At 34.7% G+C, this 19,007-nt stretch carries 20 protein-coding genes; 9 read left to right on the top strand and 11 right to left on the bottom strand.

Features of this window, described 5'->3' with window-relative positions; all coding sequences use genetic code 11:
* Nucleotides 1–10 precede the first annotated feature (10 nt).
* The 7 genes from ACLHDF_RS23095 to ACLHDF_RS23065 all read right to left on the bottom strand — a co-directional run bounded on the left by ACLHDF_RS23095 (nucleotide 11) and on the right by ACLHDF_RS23065 (nucleotide 7,867).
* Nucleotides 11–988 (bottom strand): SagB/ThcOx family dehydrogenase, encoded by a 978-nt coding sequence (locus ACLHDF_RS23095; protein ID WP_413920940.1) that lies wholly within the window; start codon nucleotides 986–988, stop codon nucleotides 11–13.
* Between the two features lie 301 nt (nucleotides 989–1,289).
* Entirely contained in the window at nucleotides 1,290–2,621 is a 1,332-nt protein-coding gene (locus ACLHDF_RS23090; RefSeq protein ID WP_413920939.1) for a peptide MFS transporter, read from the bottom strand.
* A 508-nt stretch (nucleotides 2,622–3,129) separates the two neighbouring features.
* On the bottom strand, nucleotides 3,130–3,765 hold the full coding sequence (locus ACLHDF_RS23085; protein ID WP_413920938.1) for a response regulator: 636 nt from the start codon (nucleotides 3,763–3,765) through the stop codon (nucleotides 3,130–3,132).
* Nucleotides 3,762–5,102 (bottom strand): sensor histidine kinase, encoded by a 1,341-nt coding sequence (locus ACLHDF_RS23080; RefSeq protein ID WP_413920937.1) that lies wholly within the window; start codon nucleotides 5,100–5,102, stop codon nucleotides 3,762–3,764. Before ACLHDF_RS23080 ends, ACLHDF_RS23085 begins: the two co-directional genes overlap by 4 nt.
* A gap of 685 nt (nucleotides 5,103–5,787) precedes the next feature.
* Nucleotides 5,788–6,279 (bottom strand): MarR family winged helix-turn-helix transcriptional regulator, encoded by a 492-nt coding sequence (locus ACLHDF_RS23075; protein ID WP_413920936.1) that lies wholly within the window; start codon nucleotides 6,277–6,279, stop codon nucleotides 5,788–5,790.
* 27 nt (nucleotides 6,280–6,306) lie between these two features.
* Nucleotides 6,307–7,317: an alkene reductase gene (locus tag ACLHDF_RS23070; protein WP_413920989.1), complete on the bottom strand. Its 1,011-nt coding sequence runs from the start codon at nucleotides 7,315–7,317 to the stop codon at nucleotides 6,307–6,309.
* Between the two features lie 163 nt (nucleotides 7,318–7,480).
* Nucleotides 7,481–7,867 carry a DoxX family membrane protein gene (locus ACLHDF_RS23065; RefSeq protein WP_413920935.1) on the bottom strand — a complete coding sequence of 129 codons (387 nt, stop codon included), beginning with the start codon at nucleotides 7,865–7,867 and terminating at the stop codon, nucleotides 7,481–7,483.
* Between the two features lie 591 nt (nucleotides 7,868–8,458).
* Here ACLHDF_RS23065 and ACLHDF_RS23060 point away from each other — a divergent pair.
* The 9 genes from ACLHDF_RS23060 (at nucleotide 8,459) to ACLHDF_RS23020 (ending at nucleotide 15,620) form a co-directional block, all read left to right on the top strand.
* Nucleotides 8,459–9,337: an Rpn family recombination-promoting nuclease/putative transposase gene (locus tag ACLHDF_RS23060; protein WP_413920934.1), complete on the top strand. Its 879-nt coding sequence runs from the start codon at nucleotides 8,459–8,461 to the stop codon at nucleotides 9,335–9,337.
* 223 nt (nucleotides 9,338–9,560) lie between these two features.
* Nucleotides 9,561–9,770 carry an alpha/beta-type small acid-soluble spore protein gene (locus tag ACLHDF_RS23055; RefSeq protein ID WP_128820028.1) on the top strand — a complete coding sequence of 70 codons (210 nt, stop codon included), beginning with the start codon at nucleotides 9,561–9,563 and terminating at the stop codon, nucleotides 9,768–9,770.
* A 602-nt stretch (nucleotides 9,771–10,372) separates the two neighbouring features.
* Nucleotides 10,373–10,768, top strand: coding sequence for a hypothetical protein (locus tag ACLHDF_RS23050; protein ID WP_413920933.1), 396 nt, complete (start codon nucleotides 10,373–10,375; stop codon nucleotides 10,766–10,768).
* Nucleotides 10,743–11,342: a hypothetical protein gene (locus ACLHDF_RS23045; protein WP_413920932.1), complete on the top strand. Its 600-nt coding sequence runs from the start codon at nucleotides 10,743–10,745 to the stop codon at nucleotides 11,340–11,342. Before ACLHDF_RS23050 ends, ACLHDF_RS23045 begins: the two co-directional genes overlap by 26 nt.
* The gene (locus tag ACLHDF_RS23040) at nucleotides 11,339–12,034 is read left to right on the top strand and encodes a hypothetical protein (RefSeq protein WP_413920931.1); all 696 of its coding nucleotides are present in this window, start codon (nucleotides 11,339–11,341) and stop codon (nucleotides 12,032–12,034) included. Before ACLHDF_RS23045 ends, ACLHDF_RS23040 begins: the two co-directional genes overlap by 4 nt.
* A gap of 312 nt (nucleotides 12,035–12,346) precedes the next feature.
* Nucleotides 12,347–12,523, top strand: a complete 177-nt coding sequence (locus ACLHDF_RS23035; RefSeq protein ID WP_413920930.1) for an aspartyl-phosphate phosphatase Spo0E family protein — start codon at nucleotides 12,347–12,349, stop codon at nucleotides 12,521–12,523.
* 905 nt (nucleotides 12,524–13,428) lie between these two features.
* Nucleotides 13,429–13,743: a hypothetical protein gene (locus ACLHDF_RS23030; protein WP_413920929.1), complete on the top strand. Its 315-nt coding sequence runs from the start codon at nucleotides 13,429–13,431 to the stop codon at nucleotides 13,741–13,743.
* Between the two features lie 76 nt (nucleotides 13,744–13,819).
* Nucleotides 13,820–14,131, top strand: a complete 312-nt coding sequence (locus ACLHDF_RS23025; RefSeq protein ID WP_413920928.1) for a hypothetical protein — start codon at nucleotides 13,820–13,822, stop codon at nucleotides 14,129–14,131.
* Between the two features lie 1,318 nt (nucleotides 14,132–15,449).
* Nucleotides 15,450–15,620 (top strand): hypothetical protein, encoded by a 171-nt coding sequence (locus ACLHDF_RS23020; RefSeq protein ID WP_413920927.1) that lies wholly within the window; start codon nucleotides 15,450–15,452, stop codon nucleotides 15,618–15,620.
* An 85-nt stretch (nucleotides 15,621–15,705) separates the two neighbouring features.
* On the opposite strand, the gene ACLHDF_RS23015 is transcribed toward ACLHDF_RS23020, so the two are convergent.
* The 4 genes from ACLHDF_RS23015 to ACLHDF_RS23000 form a co-directional block, all read right to left on the bottom strand.
* Nucleotides 15,706–15,906, bottom strand: coding sequence for a cold-shock protein (locus ACLHDF_RS23015; protein WP_413920926.1), 201 nt, complete (start codon nucleotides 15,904–15,906; stop codon nucleotides 15,706–15,708).
* 707 nt (nucleotides 15,907–16,613) lie between these two features.
* Complete coding sequence (locus tag ACLHDF_RS23010) at nucleotides 16,614–16,784, bottom strand: hypothetical protein (protein ID WP_413920925.1); 171 nt, start codon at nucleotides 16,782–16,784, stop codon at nucleotides 16,614–16,616.
* Between the two features lie 1,144 nt (nucleotides 16,785–17,928).
* Nucleotides 17,929–18,099 carry a hypothetical protein gene (locus ACLHDF_RS23005; RefSeq protein ID WP_413920924.1) on the bottom strand — a complete coding sequence of 57 codons (171 nt, stop codon included), beginning with the start codon at nucleotides 18,097–18,099 and terminating at the stop codon, nucleotides 17,929–17,931.
* 129 nt (nucleotides 18,100–18,228) lie between these two features.
* On the bottom strand, nucleotides 18,229–18,687 hold the full coding sequence (locus tag ACLHDF_RS23000) for a hypothetical protein (RefSeq protein ID WP_413920923.1): 459 nt from the start codon (nucleotides 18,685–18,687) through the stop codon (nucleotides 18,229–18,231).
* Nucleotides 18,688–19,007 lie beyond the last annotated feature (320 nt).

Below are 19,007 nucleotides of genomic sequence, written 5' to 3'. Positions count from 1 at the left end.
TAATTTCCATCTATTCGCTAACTTTTAACCCAACTTCAATTCCATGGAGAAATACCTGATGGTTATCTAAACTTAAAAAACGATGAATATCCTCAAATTTCATATGTCCAACGGAACAAACTCCCAAGTTTAATGTCTCAGCCACCATATTTAACGTAGCAGTGATGATGCCTGATTCAATGCAGGCGAATAAATATCCATCTGAACCATATTTAGGCATGGAAGCGCGCGAATTATAGACTAGATAAACCGAAAAGGCAGACTGGGTAAATAATTCCTGGTTAATCATCTCATGATCACTCTTGATTACTCGGTCAATGTTGTTTACAAACATAAGACTATTCTCTGATGGGCTATAATAATAAAAACCGGCCTTTATATCTTCTACACGTTTCGGTTTTATATAGACAAAAATATCAATGGGATAAACTCCACCCGCACTGGCGTAATGGTAGTAGATTTTTTCTTCTTTCCTCTGTTTGAGAGTAGAAAACAGTTGCGCAAATTCTGAAAAAGGTACGGGATTTTTCATATCAAATTTGCGGCAAGATCTACGCTCCCTGATCATGGCGGGGAGCTCATCTTTTGTTTCAAGTTGTATTCCGGTTGACCGCGCAGCAGGATGTATTCGATTTAATTGTTCACTGATATACTTATCTAGATCATCTTTAGAGAAACGAATCTGATCGCTATATGGATTCGGAAAAATTTTTTCTTGTGTGGAGAATACTTCTCTTGGATGTAATATGTTACTTACTAACACCCGATCTTTTATCATAAGTTCTACTATTTTTTGTACCTCTTCTTCATTCCCTAACGAAAAGCGCTCTAATAGCTGACTGATCGTCATCCCCTTTTGGGTAAGAAAATAAAACTCAGGAAACCACTCAGACATAACTCCTGTATATCTCGTTTCCCCTATCAAAACTTCATTATGCACCTTCTCCCAATGCTTAATAGGAGACCAATAATAAATTTGCTCGCTCATATTCCCCTCCATAAAAGGTTAATTTATTCTAAAAACACAATCCCACAATCCACAAAGACAACCTTTACATAGTACATAAAACTATTCTATAAATACGATTCCATTTCCTCCCAAAAAATAACTCTATCAATCCATGAATTTTTACTTCGTATAAAAGAGAATCGTTCCTTTCGGATTTGTGTAGTTGTGAAAGCTCCTCTCACACTAGTTCGGACCGATTCTTTGATTTTTCTACACTAAATAAAAAAAGGTTGTCCCTAAAGGCACATAATATGCCTTTAGGGACAACCTTCTATTCTAATTATTCCATTAGCTTTGTTACTGACTTTGAAAGAAGCAGTAATACGATACCTAAACCGATTGTTACAAAACCGATTACACTGAAAATTTCCAGATAACCTAGAGACTGTGTATAAGCAGCTAATTGGCCGGCTACCATATTAGCTACTGCGGAACTTGCCAGCCAAGCCCCCATTAGAAGAGAGGCAAGCTTGATTGGAGCAATTTTACTTACCATTGATAAACCAACTGGTGAAATCATTAATTCAGCTAATGTATGAAGAAAGTACGTTACAATCATGAACAGGACGTTTACTTTCAACGCTGTATCGTTTCCTGTATACATAACAGCAGGAAGTAGTACTAAGAAACCTAAACCAACAGTGACTAAACCAAGAGCCATCTTTGTTGGAGTTTTTAAGTCACCGCGTTTTGAGCTACCAAGCTTGTACCATAGAGCAGACATAATTGGTGCTAAAATCACGATGAATAATGGGTTCAATGATTGGAACCAGGCAGTTGGAACCTCAAAACCAAATACATTCCGATCAATTTGGTCATTGGCATATAATGTCAATGAACTTCCCGCCTGCTCGAAAGCAGCCCAAAACGCAATAACGAAGACTGCCAAAACAATGATAGCTGTTGTACGTTTTCGTTCTCTTTTCGTTAACGGGGAAGAGGATTTCTGACCAGCTGTAACTTCCGGTTTACCAGTAGGTTCTTTACCGATATCACCTAAATAGCGATTGCCTAATAGGTTGAAAATTAACTGCCCTACAATCATACCAAGTGCTGCTGTCAAGAACCCATATTTATAGCTCATAAGTCCAACTACTAATGGTGCGAAGAAAGCCCCAACGTTAATACCCATATAGAAGATAGTAAAAGCCCCATCACGACGCGGATCGTTGTGTTCATAAAGATCGCCAACAAGGGTCGAGATGTTTGGCTTGAAGAAACCATTACCGATAATCAATAAACCAAGACCAATGTAAAGCGCCATCATACTCTGATTTAAGAATAATGAAAAATTACCAAGCGCCATTAAAATACCACCAATCTTGATTGCCAACCTTCTGCCTAAGAAACGGTCAGATAAGTATCCACCAATCATTGGCGTAATATAAACGGCACCAGTAAAGAACCCGTAAATGCTCATAGCCGTAGCTTTGTCGACTCCAAGCCCTCCGTTTACAGCAGTTGCTGTTAAATAGAGAACAAGAATTGCTCTCAACCCGTAATAGCTGAAACGCTCCCATGCCTCAGTCGCGAACAGCATATATAGTCCAGGAGGATGTTTTTTCCTGGGCTGGTTTGGTTGCTGAACATCATTTTTTACAATTGCTTGCATAATAAAGTCCCCCTAAAGATAATTAAATATTAAACCATACAACAGTCGTTGGAATTTACAGCATAATTGCATGGCTTTTATTTTATTAGACAAATTATTGATTCGTTCCATCTACGCCCAATACGATGAGGATTGTGCCCGCCATCAAATCATTATGAACACTTTAGAAAGCGTTTACATTTTGCGGTGAATCTTATCCAAAAAGGAAAGATAGCAAAATCTAAATGAACGTTAATTAATAAATTCATCATTCTATTCAAAGCTACGTTAGTCGTGGTGAACTTTAACAATAAAATCACCAGCAAAAAAATGGCATTCAATCAAAGCATCTAGATTTTAAATTGTTTTATTTGTTGTAAAATGATTTTATATTATCTGAAAATATAAAAATACAGAAAAAAAAGAAAAAAAGTCTTGCACGTCTGCTAATGCTTACTACATGATTTAGATCCACCACTGTACATCCCAGCATTATCATGAAAAAAACTGCCTAGCATGAAGGCAGTTTTTAGTCGACAATCCATTCATATAAATTTTTTGGTCTCCCCATTTTTTGATAGCTCACAATCGTTTTCACTTTTCCTTCATTAAGTAAATGTATAATATAACGATAGACGGTCGGATAAGCTAAACCAACTTCTTTAGAAATTGTATCAACAGAAAAAGGTTCACGGTTGAACTGTAAAAAATCACTAATATGACCAAGTGTTCTCTTACTAATTCCCTTTGTTGCAAAAACATCTCTTTCTTCAAGGGATGTTTGCTGCGAAGCTGATCGAGTTAATTCTGCAAGGCGAGCATGCAACTGAATTCTTGAAATCATATCAGGTGCCTTTACAGGCTTTAATGCAAAATCTGTTGCGCCTGCTTCAAGAAAGCGATCAGCAATTTCTTGACGTTCATCGACTGTTAATACAAGAATTGGAACATTAGCATTACGGTTACGAAGCTCACCTACTGTTTTTATTCCATCCATTTCCGGCATATGATAGTCAACTAATACAACATCTGCTCCCTTTTCAGCAAACACCTTTAACCCTTCTTTTCCATTGTTGGCAGTATCTACATTCCAGCCGACAAATTCACAAATTTCACTTAGCATATATTGGATTGATGTATCGTCATCAATGACTAAAATCTTCATCTTGCCACACTCTCCTCGGCTAGTTTAATCCAAATCATTGTCCCTTGTCTAAGCTTGCTATCAATTTCTAAAGATGCACCATGTCCTTTAGCAACTTGTCGCACAAAAGCTAACCCCATCCCTGGATGCGACTTTGTACTAAACCCGGCTTTCCATATTTTCTCCTGTTCTTTAGGTGTAATCCCTTTCCCATTGTCTGATACGCCCAACCAAAGTTCGTTTTCATGGGTTTTTATCTTAAGAAAAATCTTGCCATCTTCTATTCCATTCACTGCATCGTAAGCATTATCAATTAAATTCACTAATGCCCTTGTCATTCGGATTTTATTAATTAAAATTTTAATTTCAGGATCTGCTTGAAAGTCTACTTTCAGATTAAGATTTGTCCCGCTCAGTCTGCTTGCTTTGACGTATCCAACTAAATCTTTTATACGGCACCACTGTTTTTTATCATCATATAAAATCTCAGAAATCATGTCGCTAACTGAATGAATCGATGATGAAATCTTGTGACAATATTCTTTAATTTTAGAATCGTCTACTCTTATACTAATTAAAGAATTTAGCCCCTCAATTACTGTGAGAGGTGTTTTTAAATCATGGACTAGATACAGTGCTTCTCGTCCTGATCTTGACTGCATTGCTTCTAACTGCGCATAATGGAGCTCTTGTTTTATCCTCCACTTTTGTTCAGCTAATAAAAAATACACAGCTAAAATAACAGCATTAATACCAAAAATTAAGCACAATGTTAAACTGTACAATGTTAAAGATTGCTCAAATCCCATTTGAACTGCTATATCTTTTATTTCCTTTGAAATCGTTCCTTGGCCAAATCCATATTTGGATAAAGAAGGAATCACATTCAGCCATTCAATACCAAAGATTAATTGTGAACAAATAATTGTTTTGATAATTGGCTTTAGCCTATCCTTCCCAAAGGTTTGCAATAATAAGATTGCTAACAATAATAACAACGCATAGGTGCTAAATGAGTATGTTAAAGAATAATAAACATTTATCACAATATAGATGAGAGGAATAATAACAAGAGGAATGATAATTTTTAACCACGGACGGTTTAAACGATCACCGATTTCATCTCCCAACAGCAGTGCACCAATATAATGAAATAAAGCTAAAACTGTATTTAAAGACACTAACAAAAAACCGGCAAGCATTAACGCATTTCCAGTTTTTTTATCTTCCCTTAATGAAATAAGCAAATCAGTAAGCCCAATCTCATCAGGACCCAAGCGTGATAGTAAGAATACCCCGAATAAAATAACTCCAATTTTCATCCATATTGTCCAAGACTTCATAAGACTAGCCATCATAATCATTTCACCTTTAATAGATTAATTGCCTATAAAGAAATTATATGAATAGAATGATAACAATTCTTTCACTTCTTATTCATTTGAATTTATGTATACCCTTTCATAATCTCATTATACGAAATTCATCGTAAATATGAAAATTATAAAAAAATTTATTTTTGCTACATAACTAATCACCCACTGCAAAACTCAAACTATCATTTTAAAAAATAAATGTATATAAACCTGAAAAACTGGCAAAGATGATAGCATACCCCCCTTTTTAATAAAACAGGTTCTGATCCAAAAACTTCAAGAAAATTACAATTAACCTCTAAAACTTGGAAATACTGATACTTGTACTCTAAAAAACCAAGTGGTAAGACTAGGGACTTTGATTCCGTCATTCCTTGGTTCGAATCCAACTAGCCCAATCATTTTCATTAATTAAAGAAGAAGATTTACTATTTTAATATGTAGCAATTTTTCTTTTTTAGTTCTAGGAGTAGACAAGCAAACTTACTGAAGTAGCTACATAGTATCTATGGAACCACTACTTCGTTTACTAATCAGTATTTATTTCTTTAGTATATGTCTAAAAAGAAACAGACTCACCATAAGATGCCGTCTGTTCAAAATAAAAGAATTCATCCATAAATTCTTTAGCTTATGCTTCTTGAGATTCATGTTTACCCATGAAATGTTATGGTTGTTCTAGACTAGTATCGATATTTGATGCAATTTTCTGTGATAATGTCAATAATAATTTTTTTTCCTGTTCTGTAAGACCTTCTTCGGTTATTTTCTCAAGTTTATTCCAGATATCTAAAACTTTTATTTCAAGGTTACGTCCTGCCTGAGTTAGCGACACAATAGTGACACGACCATCTTCTTTGGAACGATTACGAACGATAAGACCTGCATCTTCTAGTCTTCGAACAGATTTGGCAATAGTTGAGTGGTCAAGACGCAAGGCTCGTCCAAGGCATTTCTGTGACTGGTTATCTTGATTCCACAACTGCATAAGAATAATCTCTTGCCCTGGGAACAGTCCTATCTCGCGAAGCATCTGACCACCTAGGGCGCGATGGGAACGTGATAGAGCGAAAATTGCGTAACTAAGTGGATTCTGATCAGCTACGCTTAAACTGTCTCCACATAGTTTGTTATCTAAATCTTCTTTTTTATGTTTCATGAAATATCCTTACCTTTTTTCTCTAGTTTACTTTTTTAGTGTCGGATAATCAACATAACCGTGGCCGCCTTCACCAAAAAATGTACCTCTGTCTAGTTCATTCAAAGGTGCATTGTGATTTAAACGTTCGATAAAGTCGGGATTTGCTAATGCCCAAGCACCAATAGGTGCAACGTCTGCAATTCCATTCTCAATGTCAGTTGCAATGTCTTCTAGTGCACGACCAGGGGTGTTTACCAGTAAAGTATTAGGCCATAAAGTACGAATGTTGTGAAGTAACTCTTCATCTCCACCATTCATTACGTGAACATAGGCCAAGTTCAATTTCTTCAACTCTTCAACTAGGTAACAATATAAGTCTGAACCACTCTTACCTTCATTAACTTTACTAAATGGTGCATTAGGAGAGATAAGAAATCCCGTGCGTTCTGCTCCAATTTCTTCTACAATTGCTTTCGATACTTCAATAGCAAAGCGAACACGATTCTCTACAGACCCTCCATATTCATCTGTACGGATATTTGAATTTTCACCAAAAAATTGATGAATAAGGTAACCATTGGCACCATGAATCTCTACACCAGCAGCAGCTTTTCTAAAATCTTCAACTGTTTCTTTTATTTCTGTTTTGCTTAACTCTCTAGGAACTGGAATCTCCATCATACCATTTGGAGTGGAGATTTCAGCTTCAGGTGCAATTGCTGATGGTGCAACTCCTTGACGCTGGTGAGGAGTATTATCTGGATGTGACATTCTCCCCGCATGCATTAACTGGATGAATAAGTATCCTCCTGCATCATGAACCTCATTAGTAACCTTTCTCCATCCTTCAATGTGCTTTTCTGTGTAAATTCCGGGCGTCGTGTTATAGCCTTGACCGTCTTCTGAAGGCTGGGTACCTTCGCTGATGAGCAGACCTAATGAGGCACGCTGAGCGTAATATTCTGCACTAAGATCTCCGGGTGTCCCATCCGGCAGCGCACGAATTCTAATCATAGAGGCCATGGCTAAACGATGAGGTAAATTTAACTTTCCTATAGTTATTGGACTTCATAAATTAGTCACATTCCATTTCTCCTTTAAATCATTATTTGTTTCCGACCTCATAAATCCATGTAACATATTTTTATGTGGTCAGAAACTAAAATACCAAACTACAAAATGGATATTTATACCATTTGTAAAAATGCGTTAAATTGAATTATTTTACCTTTAACATTGAACGATAATATTCAATATTCATAAATAATAAATATGTGTTAAGCGCTAAGATAATATACGCTGGTATACCAGAAGACAATTCTAAAAAGATATGAAACATGGTCATATTAATAGAAACAGGCATGAAAATAACTAAAGCAAGTTTTGTAAATCGATTACTGATTAACGCTATACCACATACTATTTTTACAATAGCCAAAAATGGCATAAAGTAGCCTGTGTTTTCTAGTGCTCTCATAAAATCATTGGCACCTGCACTAGGATATTTCATATTGGCTGTTAAACCAAGTAACATCGCAATTCCTGAGCCGATAATTATTAACCCTAAAACTACTCTTAATATATTATAAATTTTTATCTTATTCATTTTATTCCATCCTATTTGTGATTTTTTGAAAACATATTCATGGTCGACCACATAAATGAATTTAGCACACATTTATGTGGTCGGCAACTAAAATATTTTTACACTACAATCTTAATTTCTTTTTAAGCATAATAATAGGGGCCTTATTTGGAATTATATGAAGTCATTCTTGGCTTCTGTTTCATGCTCCCACTGATCCTCAATACGTTCTACTTTAATCCTTAGGAAATCTTTAGATCTCTCGTCCAATTTATCAAAAAGATAAAATACCGAATTCATTCAGTAATCAGCATTTATTTCGTTGGTTTTATCAGGTTCATCCAAGCTTTATGGGAGTATTTTGATTTTGAAATAAATGAGAATAGTATTATAAAAAAGACACATAATTAATGTCTTGCAGCACTTAAACAAAAAGAAATCCCTCTTATTATTCATCTAATTATGTTGAATAATGGGTTATTAAGGAGATTTTTCACCTAACAGGAGTAACAAGTTTTCAATGTGAGCGTATCGAATTAGAACGTGTGATATAGGAAGAAGAAATCTAGTCGTGCTATACTAATAACAAACATAAATATGACGGAGGGCATTATGACGAAACGATTAGATTTGCGTGTCGACTTTGCGTTTAAATCGTTATTTGGCACCCATGGAAATGAATCCATTTTAGCTGCCTTTTTAAATGCGGCACTTCGCTTTCCAGATGAGAAGAAGATTCAAACGGTTCAGTTATTAGATCCGCATTTTAATAAAGAAAACCAAGAAGATAAACGTTCAATTTTAGATGTACACGCGCAGTTAGAAGATGGAAGCCGCGTTAATATTGAAATTCAACTTAATAATAAGCATGATATGGAAAAGCGAACACTCTATTATTGGTCCAAAATGTATAGTAGCCAAATGAAGGAAGGCATGGATTACGGAGAGCTTTGTAAAACCATTACGATTAACATTGTGAACTTCCGTTATTTATCACATATGCATGATTATCACTCCACCTTCCAGTTATATGAGCGCGAACAGAAATTACTTTTAACAGATATGCTGGAAATTCACTTTATGGAGCTACCTAAGCTATTAATTAAATGGCGAAATAAAGAGGTAGATCCACGAGCAGATCAACTTGTTAGATGGTTATTATTGCTTGAAGCATCGGAAGATGAAGAAATCACTCAGGTATTGGAGGAGATTGCGATGCAAGAAGATCAAGTATTAAAGAAAGCAATGGATGAATGGGAACGTGTGAGTCAAGATCCAGAAGTATTACTTGCTTATGAAGCAAGACGAAAAGCTCTTTTGGATGAAAAATCTGCTCTGAAAAGAGCAGAAACACTTGGAGAAAAAAAAGGAAAAGAAGAGACACTAAAAAAAGTAGCCTTAGGCATGATTGAAAAAGGCCTTAATGATGCTGTAATTATTGAATTAACAGGCTTTACTTCAGAAGAAATTGAAAAGCTTCGTCGTCAATAAATAGAAAAAGAGCCGTATTTTTTAGATAAGGCTCTTTTTTCTACACATGGCAAATGTTTAATCTTTATCACAAGGAAGTGAAACAGATATCCCACTTTTTACAGTGCAATTTGCTTCTAAGGTTTAGTATGTCAATCAAACGAGGAACTATCCATCCACTATTTACCATGCATATACCTCTTCTACAATAGGAAACTTAAAAGAAACAAGGAGGTGACACAACATGGCAAACAACAACAGTGGTAGCCGTAACGAATTATTAGTAAACGGTGCTGAACAAGCAATCGATCAAATGAAATATGAAATCGCTAGCGAATTTGGTGTTAACCTTGGTGCTGACACAACTTCACGTGCAAACGGATCAGTAGGTGGCGAAATCACTAAGCGTCTTGTACAAATGGCTGAGCAACAACTTGGCGGTGGACGTTTCTAAGACAACTTTATAAGTGATGGCTGAAGGGAGAATGGAAATCCATTCTCCCTTTTTCTATGAATAACTTTCTACATCATGTTATGAAAAAATAGAACTTTGAGACAACCATTCACACATAAAAATCCAGCACCTCTTACATAACCATCTACCCCTTACCTACTGCAGTAAGGGTTCTTTTTTATTTTTTGAGTGGACAGGCAAGCTTCCTGCAGTAGCTACATAGTATCTAAAGAATCATCACTTCATTACCTAATCAGTATCTAGTTCAGTATCGTTACCGCGTTAATACAAGCTGTATAGGCTTCGTGAAGCCCTCGGTGGAATCTGTAAGGGAGCTGAGCCGAAGAGGCGAAGGGGGCGACCGGATGCGTTGAGCTGAAATAACAGGTACGTAAAAGGCCCAAAAATAAAAAGAATGAAAGAAGGTGCCAACATGAGAAAAACACAAAGGTTTTCTTTTCGAAATATCTTTCCTTTAACCCTCCAATTATCTCTTACGAGACCTCGTCCCTTCAGGGCTTATTCCTTTGTTCCTGCCTGTCACCTTCTATAGCGCCTTAATTTACTTTTTTGCAACCTTTATGTTTTGAGGAGGAATATTCATGTTTGAAAAACTAAAGCTACGTGGCCAATTGATAAAAGCGTTTCGTACGGCAGAAATTTACCGGATGGTGAAACGAGGAGATCGTACCTCTTATCTGTTTCCGAAGATTCATCAAATCGATAGCCAACATACGTACACTCGGTACGCCTTTTCCTTACTAAACGGGATTGATCCTGAGCTTTTAAATAAAAAAAGATGGGCCTTACGCCAAGTATTAGGCAGCAACATCGAAATAAATGGCAGTCTAAAGAATTTTAGTATTACGGTTCATCACAAAAGCTTACCTAAGATGCTTACTTATACGTATGACGCGATTCATCCCCACATCAAAAAAATGGAGCTTCCGGTATGCATCGGTCAAGATATCTATGGAAACCCTGTTTCATGGAATTGAGCACGTCGATGCACTTTGTTTTGAAGCCAAAGAAATGCGAAAACCCTTTGCCTTGTTACGAGCTGAAATGTATCGGCGAGGCGATTTATTGTTAGAGCATGGGGTCACACATATCAGCAGGCTTCCGTTTAAGCTGCCTCGCATTGTCGTGGTTGTAGATGAGATGAGCATTATTAAGCGAGAAACAGACCTTATAGAGATGATTCAACAGTTTGCCAGCCAAGGCCGTGCCCTAGGTGTTCATACAATTATTTCCATGCAGCGCCCTGACGCGGATTTATTAAACTCCGCATTAAAAGCGAACTTGCGGGTACGGATTTCTGGAAGGCAAGCCGATGTAACAAATGCGAAGGTTGCCGGAGTCATTGGGGCAGAAGAAATCGATGCGGCTGCTAGAGGGCGCATGAAAATTAAAATTGATGACGTGAAAGAGTTTCAAGCCTATTTCTTAGATGAAGAAGCGTGTAAGGAAATTCTTTCTCCGTATAAAACACGTGTGAAAGATTCTGAACCACACCTAGAGGTTGTACCACAGCCTCTCTTTGGATTATTGGAGAAGGGGGAACAGCGATGAGTTTTCGGTTATCTCAGCGTGATAAAGACATCATTGGATTTATCAATCAGTTTCGGGCTGTCGATAGGGACTCATTAGTAGAACTGTTTTTTAAACAGCTGAAATCGCCCGTCAATGCATGCAATAGTGTGATGATACGTTTGTATCGTTTAGGGCTCATTGAACGCACACAGCAGTATTCTCCGACCGTCTATTTGCCTGTAGATGCGAAGGTTAAAAAGAACTCTCAAAAAATATTACATTTCCTTTCGATTCTAGATGTCTATAAACAAATGTGTATGTTTAATGCGCCTAAACAGGTCATTGTCGAAGATAAACCCACTGGACAAAAAGGAGGCATAGAACCAGATCTCTTTTGTATCTTCAAAGGATCTCCCTTTTGGATTGAAATTCAACGAACTCAGTATTCTGAACAGAATATGCAGGAGAAAATTCATTTATATGAGGAGTTTTTCTTTTCGGATGAATGGAAATCCTTACATTGGCAGCCAGAGGACCGAGCAGCTGTTTTTCCTTCCGTTATCTTGATTACGCCTGTTCGGTACGCTGTTTTTTCAGATTACATCCGCATTATACAAGTAACAAGTATTCATGAATTAATGGATAAATACCAAAGTTCAGCTAAACAGCAAAGAAATACGAATCCAAGAACGTCAGCTTCTTCTGATGGAATTAAAATCAATCTGACGTAATGACGACCAACCTAAAAAAACTGCCTCAACACAAGGAATGAGGCAGTTTTTCTGATTTCACACTCGTTGAAATGTGAACGTCATAGTAAGTATACAATACCAAATTTATGTAAATTTTTCTATATTTTTTATGAATAATACAAAAAGAAAATGACTATTTAAACCCTTTTTTCAGGATTTTGACCCTTTAAATACGCATTATTAAACATACCTTACCTTTATCTTATATTGGGTGTTGAAATAGAAGGATAATACATTTATTGTTAAATAGGTTGATGAATTAACACTTTTAGTAAACAGGTGGGAGAGATAGTGCAGGAGGATAAGGGTGTTCTAAAACAAACTTTACTGATAGAAATAGAAAAGGCCAAGAAGAATATGATCCAAGTGGCACGAGAAGAAGGTATAACCAGTGAAAGTACACTTCAAGTCAGTCAGTCCATTGATCAATTATTAAATGAATTACATAGAGTAAGCTTAACAAAGTAAGTATTTCATTTCTTTATAACTAAAAAACAATCGCTTTCTCTCCGCATTGGCCTAGCATGAGAAAGCGATTGTTTTTTAGTAAGTGGTGATTAACTTACTAATCGACTTGTAAATTATAAATAATTTGGATAATAAAGTAAAGGTTTCTTTGTACTTTTCTTATATAAAAAAGCTACCTCAGCAATAAGCGAGATAGCTTTTTATATGGAATGCTAATTATAAAGTACCAAAATATAACCGCAAATAAAAAATTGCACATTTTTCCCGTAAGGGCTATTTTTGGATGACTCCGAATATCTATAAAAGGTAGACTCTTTATACGCCTTTTCTTTACGCACACCTGGAGAGATTACCGTCATATCAAAGAGGTATAAAAAGCTGCATATCCGATTAGAGGCACCCACGAGAGAACCCTTTTCCTGTAAGGGTTCTTTTGGTTATTTCCTTGAAGCATGATTATGTTAACTACATATGTATACGATATACAGCTTAAAAACAGAAAAACTCCCTATTTTCGTAGGGAGTTTTTCTGTTGTGCGTACCATTATTTTTGAGATGATATTTTGTTGAAAACATCTTTAGTAGTTTGTTCAATAAATAATTATAATATGTAGTGAACTTCAAAAGTCAGCTAGAAGATAATAAAAATATTTAACAATTTATTTACTTAATTGTATTTAAAGGGTGATTTCATTCTAGAATTCTTCCCTGGACTATAAAATCCTCTATATCATATTTTTAAGAAAATTGTCCCTGTTCACTTTTGAGAATTAATATTACATAAGGAGGAAATAGGTATAAGATACAAGTCAAACAAATTGAACTTGGTGGTAAAGGTTAATTGTTTCCTCTATAAACATGCATTATAGTGAAAGATGCAGTTTTAAAGTTAGAAAGGAGATAATATGGATAAACTTTCAAAAAATTCTTTAAAAGTATCAGAACCTTCTTTAGTCGTTGTTTTGATTATGTATACGATTATAGTTGCATCTTTTATACCATCAATTGTAGTCACGGGAAGTACTTTTATTATACTGATTAAGATTTCATTAACCATTTTAATTTTGGTTGGAATCTTTGGATTTATTTATACTTTATTTATTAAAGATAAACGAATGAGTAAACAAAAGCTTCTTTTTTTATTGTTGCATTTTGTTTCTCTATGTGTTGCCTCATTTGGTATATATGTTTATGTTCTATTTAAAAGCTTTGCACCTTAAGAGTTAATTACACATAAAAAGGTATCTTTTGCTTATAACAGCAAAGGGTTTTCACCTTTATCGGGGAGAAACAACTATGGATCTTACACAAAATCATTTAAAAGGTATGACAAGTAAAGAAGGACAAAAACAGTTGCTTGAAAAAAAGCTTGAAGCTCATAGAAATAGGAAATGGATCGTTAACCTTATTTGTGCTATAGCTCCAATCGCAGTAACACTGTGCTTTTACCTTCGATTACCACAAGCCGTAATTATTACAGTGAGCCTAATATTTATATGTACCATCATGCGAATATCACATAGAACGTTAGATAAGAAAAGGGAACTACGTCTAAAACGTTTTAAACAGGAACAAAGAAAGAGCACTTTTAAATTATATAGGTCCTAAAATCTCCTATATGAGATATGTGCTCCAAACAATAAATTTAGAACTTAGGCAATCCCTTGCACATCATGGGATTGTTTGATCGTCCTGTTCCAAAAATTGGGGTTATGATAACTAAAAATGTATATAATATACAATGATTTTTTCGAAGGGCATACCAGTATAGACATTGTACATGAAGCTCTCATACAGTTAATTCGTATAGATTATATGAGAGGATACTATGAAGAAGAAAAAAGAAACAAATGTGTTAAAGGGTGCAGCTAAATCTTTTGCGTTAGGTTTACTGGGAAGAGATTCCCAGTTTAATTTTACAAGTGGTAGTGTATAATGAGACTACCTTGTAACAAATTCTTTTTATCACACAGATGCTTCTGGCAGAGCATCTTTTTTATTTACCCCTATATAGGAGCAGCCGAAAGCTAGGTTGTTATAAGTCGCAAGCCTGACTATGGCGTTGGAATCAGCGCACTAGAGTCTCCCATTAAGCTGTAACCAATAAGAGCGATTTTTATAAATTCACCGAACTTTCAACCTTCACCGATTTCAAACTCTCAGAGGTATCTTCTTTTACTTTTTTTAATGCTTTTTCAACTCCCCTAGATAACTCATTACTACTCTCGATTTCTTTCTTTATGAAAGCTTTAGAAGCTTCTACAAGAGTGTTGTTGTAATAACCAATTCGCTTGAAGCCCACTCCCTTTGTTACATTGGCTTACTTAGCCCTTTTGAGATACTTTTTATTTAGGATGATGTTAAGTGTATTCGATGTAATTTGATGATCCTGACCGAACATGATTTCCATTGTTGTCTCTCCCTCAATAGGGTTTTTCCTGGCTTTAACGATTTAATTAATTCTTTTCTAAATGAGCTATTGTAATAATATTTTTCACAGCATACAATTTGAATATTTTACATTAGTGGTATAATAAGATAATCTTTTATTTTTTTTGCAAATATTCCAAATATCAGTATATAATGTAGTCTTTAGTACATAGTGCAAGGAGTAACATAATGAGTAAACGAACTAAGAATAAACGATCATATGGATGTTTTGTAAGTTTCATATTTTTATATTGTAGTAGGTTTAATATACATTACAATTACCAACTTATAACGAAAGGTTTGTTGAAACCTTTTGTCTCCTAACAGTTTCTTTTCTTGAAATTTCCCCCTCATAATTGTTATCAAAAGATTCCCTTCCCCCCCTCACTCGCTTATTTCCCTTATTTTTCAACCTCAACTTAGGAGATTTAAATTATGTCAGAAGGCAATTGAAAATAAAAGTTTTATTATTTTTGGTATTAGGGAGGACAAGGATATGAGCCAAAATATATTTACTAGTGGAGAAATAGTAATTATAAGAGTATCCAATGAATTAGTTACAATCTTAAAAAGCCATTATGTAAAAAACATGAAAAGATACTCTTACACAGTCGATAAATACCCAAGTACTTTTTACTTTGAAGAAGAATTAATGAAACAGGAATAACAATTACTCTTGAATAAGTTTTGATAAAAAGAACTTTTAAAATAAAAACAGACTCTGAAGATAGAGTCTGTTTTTATTTTATTTTTTAAGCTTTACGTACGCCTGTCGCTTGTGGGCCACGTTGCCCTTGTTCGATATCAAAAGTCACTTCTTGACCTTCATCTAAGGTTTTAAAACCTTCCCCTTGAATAGCTGAGAAGTGAACAAACACATCTTCCCCACTTTCACGCTCAATAAATCCGAAACCTTTGTCAGCATTAAACCATTTCACTTTACCGTGTTCCATTTTGTTTCCTCCTACAATATAGAAAATAAACCAGATTATGATTAAACCTAGCTTATTTATTATATTATCCTAATAAAGGCACCTTAAACTTTAATTAAATGGATCTTTCTAAGGTTCTTTATTATTACTAACTCCACTAAAAGATTATTAGAAAATGACTATATGCATAATAAGGCTCTCGTACAAAAACTTCAAAATATCTGTAAGTTACCGTCTAAACAAAGAAATGAAGGAAGGCGGAGAATTATCTATTGCTCACACAATTATTAAGCAGTGTATCCATCAATATAAATCTAAATTAGATAAGAGAGTCCAATAGAATCAACCTGTCCAAAATAAAGGGAATTTCATTTGAATTTTTTTGAATCTCTACGTGAAATAGATCCCATTAGGCCGGAATCTATTTACCTTTTTTATATAAATGTAAGCCTCGCTCTTGAAGCCATAAATTTGTTTACAAATAAAAAATGACGCCGTTTTAAGCGCCATTTTTTACAGAATGAGGCGAACACACCCTCTCATGGGCGGTACTATTAACACATCGTCTTGATTTTATAATACCCAGCGTTTAAGCTTATAAACCTTTGGTTATGACGGTTTATGCAGAATACCTGCATATAGATAAGTCTACGCATAGTTCGAATTTTTTTGTGAATAAAGAAAAGAAAACAAAGTAAGACTCTCGTTCAGGACGTCCATGACTTATGTCATTTACCAGAGATTATTTTTTTCTTCTGTTCCAAAGGTAAGGGATGGAAATCATTTTTTGTAACTAATTGTTTAAAACCTACATTCCTATCCTCTCTTTTTTCTAATAAGTCTATAATTTCCTTACATAAATGAATTCCCTTATTCAATAATTCAATTTCTTGCGACATCCGATTTGCTCCCCCTTGAGTGTATTTATAAAAGATATTACGTGAACTACAAAAAGTCTATGAAATGGTGTAATCGTATCGTTGTGAACGGATTTGATTGAAGGGGCAGAGCATATATCCAGCAGCAAAAGCAAATAAATATTTAATTTATAAACTTGTATCACTTTCTGAAAATCAAAACAAGGCACTTTTCTTTCCTATGTATGTGATAAAAAACTATTTGGAACAACTCTAGAACTTTTCTATCCATTTTGGGTACGCGAGGTTATTTAACATCTTGTTTTGATTCCTTCCCTGCCTTAGGAGAAGCTATTTTTTAAGCAGGAATCAGCATTGTATCACCCGTTTGAAAATGCGACCTGTTCGTTTTTTGCGCTTTCGAATTTCAAATATACCAAATCTAGCTAATTGGATTTTTTTCCCTAGGCATGTTCTACAGCAATGGTTCTAAATACTACATTCACGGCTTTTGTAGAATTTTTCTGTGTTAGATTTACTTTTATTGCAATGGCTGTGATTAGTTTCATTTTATTCATATCATTTGTTTAAGCAAGTACATTTATATTAGGGGAATAACCTAGCTTTTATGAACTTGGTCTTTTATAAGATTAGATATAAGTAGGTAAATACCTTTTTTTAGTTGATAAATATAAAAACAACAAGAACCTTTACGTAGGGAACTCTTCTTACCGATAAAGTCCATTATGTTAACTAAGGTTGTATAGCATATACAGCTTAAAATAGAAAAACCTACTGCTCCTGAGACTGACCCCATGTTCAGTAGGTTTTTCTTTTAGACTATTCATAGTACACAATGAAGAATTGAGAATGAACATCTCTCCATCTTTTCAATAGTGTGTTCAATTAGGATATAAATCATTCACATAAATGTTTCACCAGTTATGAAACATTTATGTATAGAAAATGATACATCTCGTATCAAAAGCAAGCTTAAGCCTGCTCTTATAGCCTTTAAGGCTATTCTATAGTTAAAAAGCACGTATTAGTTTTTGTGAGGGCTCTCGATGCAAATTTTGAAACTGTTGAACAACTTCTGTCATAGATGGTGTATTCAACTTCCTTAAGATATTTCTTCTTTGATTCTTAATCGTGCACTCTTCTTTATGAAGGATGTCTTGTATTTCTAAAATAGAATGACCATCAATAGCAAGACAAAGACTTCTTTTTGTGCTTGAGTAAGCTGATTCATAAATATTTTCTCTTTCGGGATTTTGCATTCTTCTTCTACACTCTTCAGTCGAGCAACTTCATCAACTAAATCAGACGCTACACTCAAGATATTTTCAATACCCATTAATAGTTTTTCACTTTAATCCATGATAAGACCCTTCTATTTTTTGAGGGCGACCCATGCTATAATAAAGGTCCAACGTTTTAATTGACACGGGGTGCTTCCTTTCCAGGGGGGAGTGCCCTTTTTTCATTAGAGTAATCCTTTCTCCTTGAATACTTTTCTTAACGCTTCATTCACTAGTTCAGATTTATAATTTTTAGGAACACTATTTATAATACTTAATACGTCTTTATCGAAGTAAAAGCCTTGATATATTCTTTTAGGTGACGATTTCGTTCTTACCAATAAGACGTCTAGTATGTCACTCGTGCCCTTGCTGTAACTGACTTTCTTCTTGTCTTTATTTTTAACCTGATCGTGTTTATAATTACTAGTCTGTTTTTTCCTAAATAATGTACTAAAATCAGTGTCTAAAGGTTGAGGTGATTTTCCTATATATTTGTAAGTGGACTTTTTCCTGTCCCATTCATAACCTAATTTTTTAATCTTTCTTTGGATCGTTTGATCAGTAACGCTGTATATTGTAGCTAAATCATTAATTGTTATTTCTTTATTTATAATTTTATTAAGCATTTCACCTACTAACATAAATAAAAGTCACCTACTTTCATTATGCTTTTAGGTTCATATATTCATGATTCCTAATTAAATATCCTGCATATATAAATCCCTGTAATTTAAGTTTAGCTATAAAGGTAATTAATTCGATATTTGAAATATTTACAAATAGAAAGAATTAAGATTGAAAAATTTAATTGAATCTTATGAACAATTGGATAATATTAAAAAGAAATTAGATATGATAACGGAGGAAATTAATGAGCAGAAAAAACACAAACAAAAATTCTGACAATCTATTGGTTTCTAGATTACAAAATCAAAAAGAATGATTAAAAAACATTCCATTT

The organism is Priestia megaterium (genome assembly GCF_046599315.1).
In the GTDB taxonomy this organism is placed as follows: Bacteria; Bacillota; Bacilli; order Bacillales; family Bacillaceae_H; genus Priestia; species Priestia megaterium_F.
This window is presented reverse-complemented; position numbering and strand designations above follow the sequence as displayed.

Bases quoted from the DNA above. Each gene is read 5' to 3' on its own strand.
- ACLHDF_RS23040 (WP_413920931.1), top strand. From the start codon at position 11,339: ATGAGTTTTCGGTTATCTCAGCGTGATAAAGACATCATTGGATTTATC.
- ACLHDF_RS23045 (WP_413920932.1), top strand. From the start codon at position 10,743: ATGGAAACCCTGTTTCATGGAATTGAGCACGTCGATGCACTTTGTTTT.
- ACLHDF_RS23075 (WP_413920936.1), bottom strand. From the start codon at position 6,279: ATGAAACATAAAAAAGAAGATTTAGATAACAAACTATGTGGAGACAGT.
- ACLHDF_RS23010 (WP_413920925.1), bottom strand. From the start codon at position 16,784: ATGTCGCAAGAAATTGAATTATTGAATAAGGGAATTCATTTATGTAAG.
- ACLHDF_RS23060 (WP_413920934.1), top strand. From the start codon at position 8,459: ATGACGAAACGATTAGATTTGCGTGTCGACTTTGCGTTTAAATCGTTA.
- ACLHDF_RS23000 (WP_413920923.1), bottom strand. From the start codon at position 18,687: ATGTTAGTAGGTGAAATGCTTAATAAAATTATAAATAAAGAAATAACA.
- ACLHDF_RS23005 (WP_413920924.1), bottom strand. From the start codon at position 18,099: ATGGGTATTGAAAATATCTTGAGTGTAGCGTCTGATTTAGTTGATGAA.
- ACLHDF_RS23015 (WP_413920926.1), bottom strand. From the start codon at position 15,906: ATGGAACACGGTAAAGTGAAATGGTTTAATGCTGACAAAGGTTTCGGA.
- ACLHDF_RS23080 (WP_413920937.1), bottom strand. From the start codon at position 5,102: ATGATGGCTAGTCTTATGAAGTCTTGGACAATATGGATGAAAATTGGA.
- ACLHDF_RS23090 (WP_413920939.1), bottom strand. From the start codon at position 2,621: ATGCAAGCAATTGTAAAAAATGATGTTCAGCAACCAAACCAGCCCAGG.
- ACLHDF_RS23095 (WP_413920940.1), bottom strand. From the start codon at position 988: ATGAGCGAGCAAATTTATTATTGGTCTCCTATTAAGCATTGGGAGAAG.
- ACLHDF_RS23030 (WP_413920929.1), top strand. From the start codon at position 13,429: ATGGATAAACTTTCAAAAAATTCTTTAAAAGTATCAGAACCTTCTTTA.
- ACLHDF_RS23025 (WP_413920928.1), top strand. From the start codon at position 13,820: ATGGATCTTACACAAAATCATTTAAAAGGTATGACAAGTAAAGAAGGA.
- ACLHDF_RS23055 (WP_128820028.1), top strand. From the start codon at position 9,561: ATGGCAAACAACAACAGTGGTAGCCGTAACGAATTATTAGTAAACGGT.
- ACLHDF_RS23050 (WP_413920933.1), top strand. From the start codon at position 10,373: ATGTTTGAAAAACTAAAGCTACGTGGCCAATTGATAAAAGCGTTTCGT.
- ACLHDF_RS23065 (WP_413920935.1), bottom strand. From the start codon at position 7,867: ATGAATAAGATAAAAATTTATAATATATTAAGAGTAGTTTTAGGGTTA.
- ACLHDF_RS23020 (WP_413920927.1), top strand. From the start codon at position 15,450: ATGAGCCAAAATATATTTACTAGTGGAGAAATAGTAATTATAAGAGTA.
- ACLHDF_RS23085 (WP_413920938.1), bottom strand. From the start codon at position 3,765: ATGAAGATTTTAGTCATTGATGACGATACATCAATCCAATATATGCTA.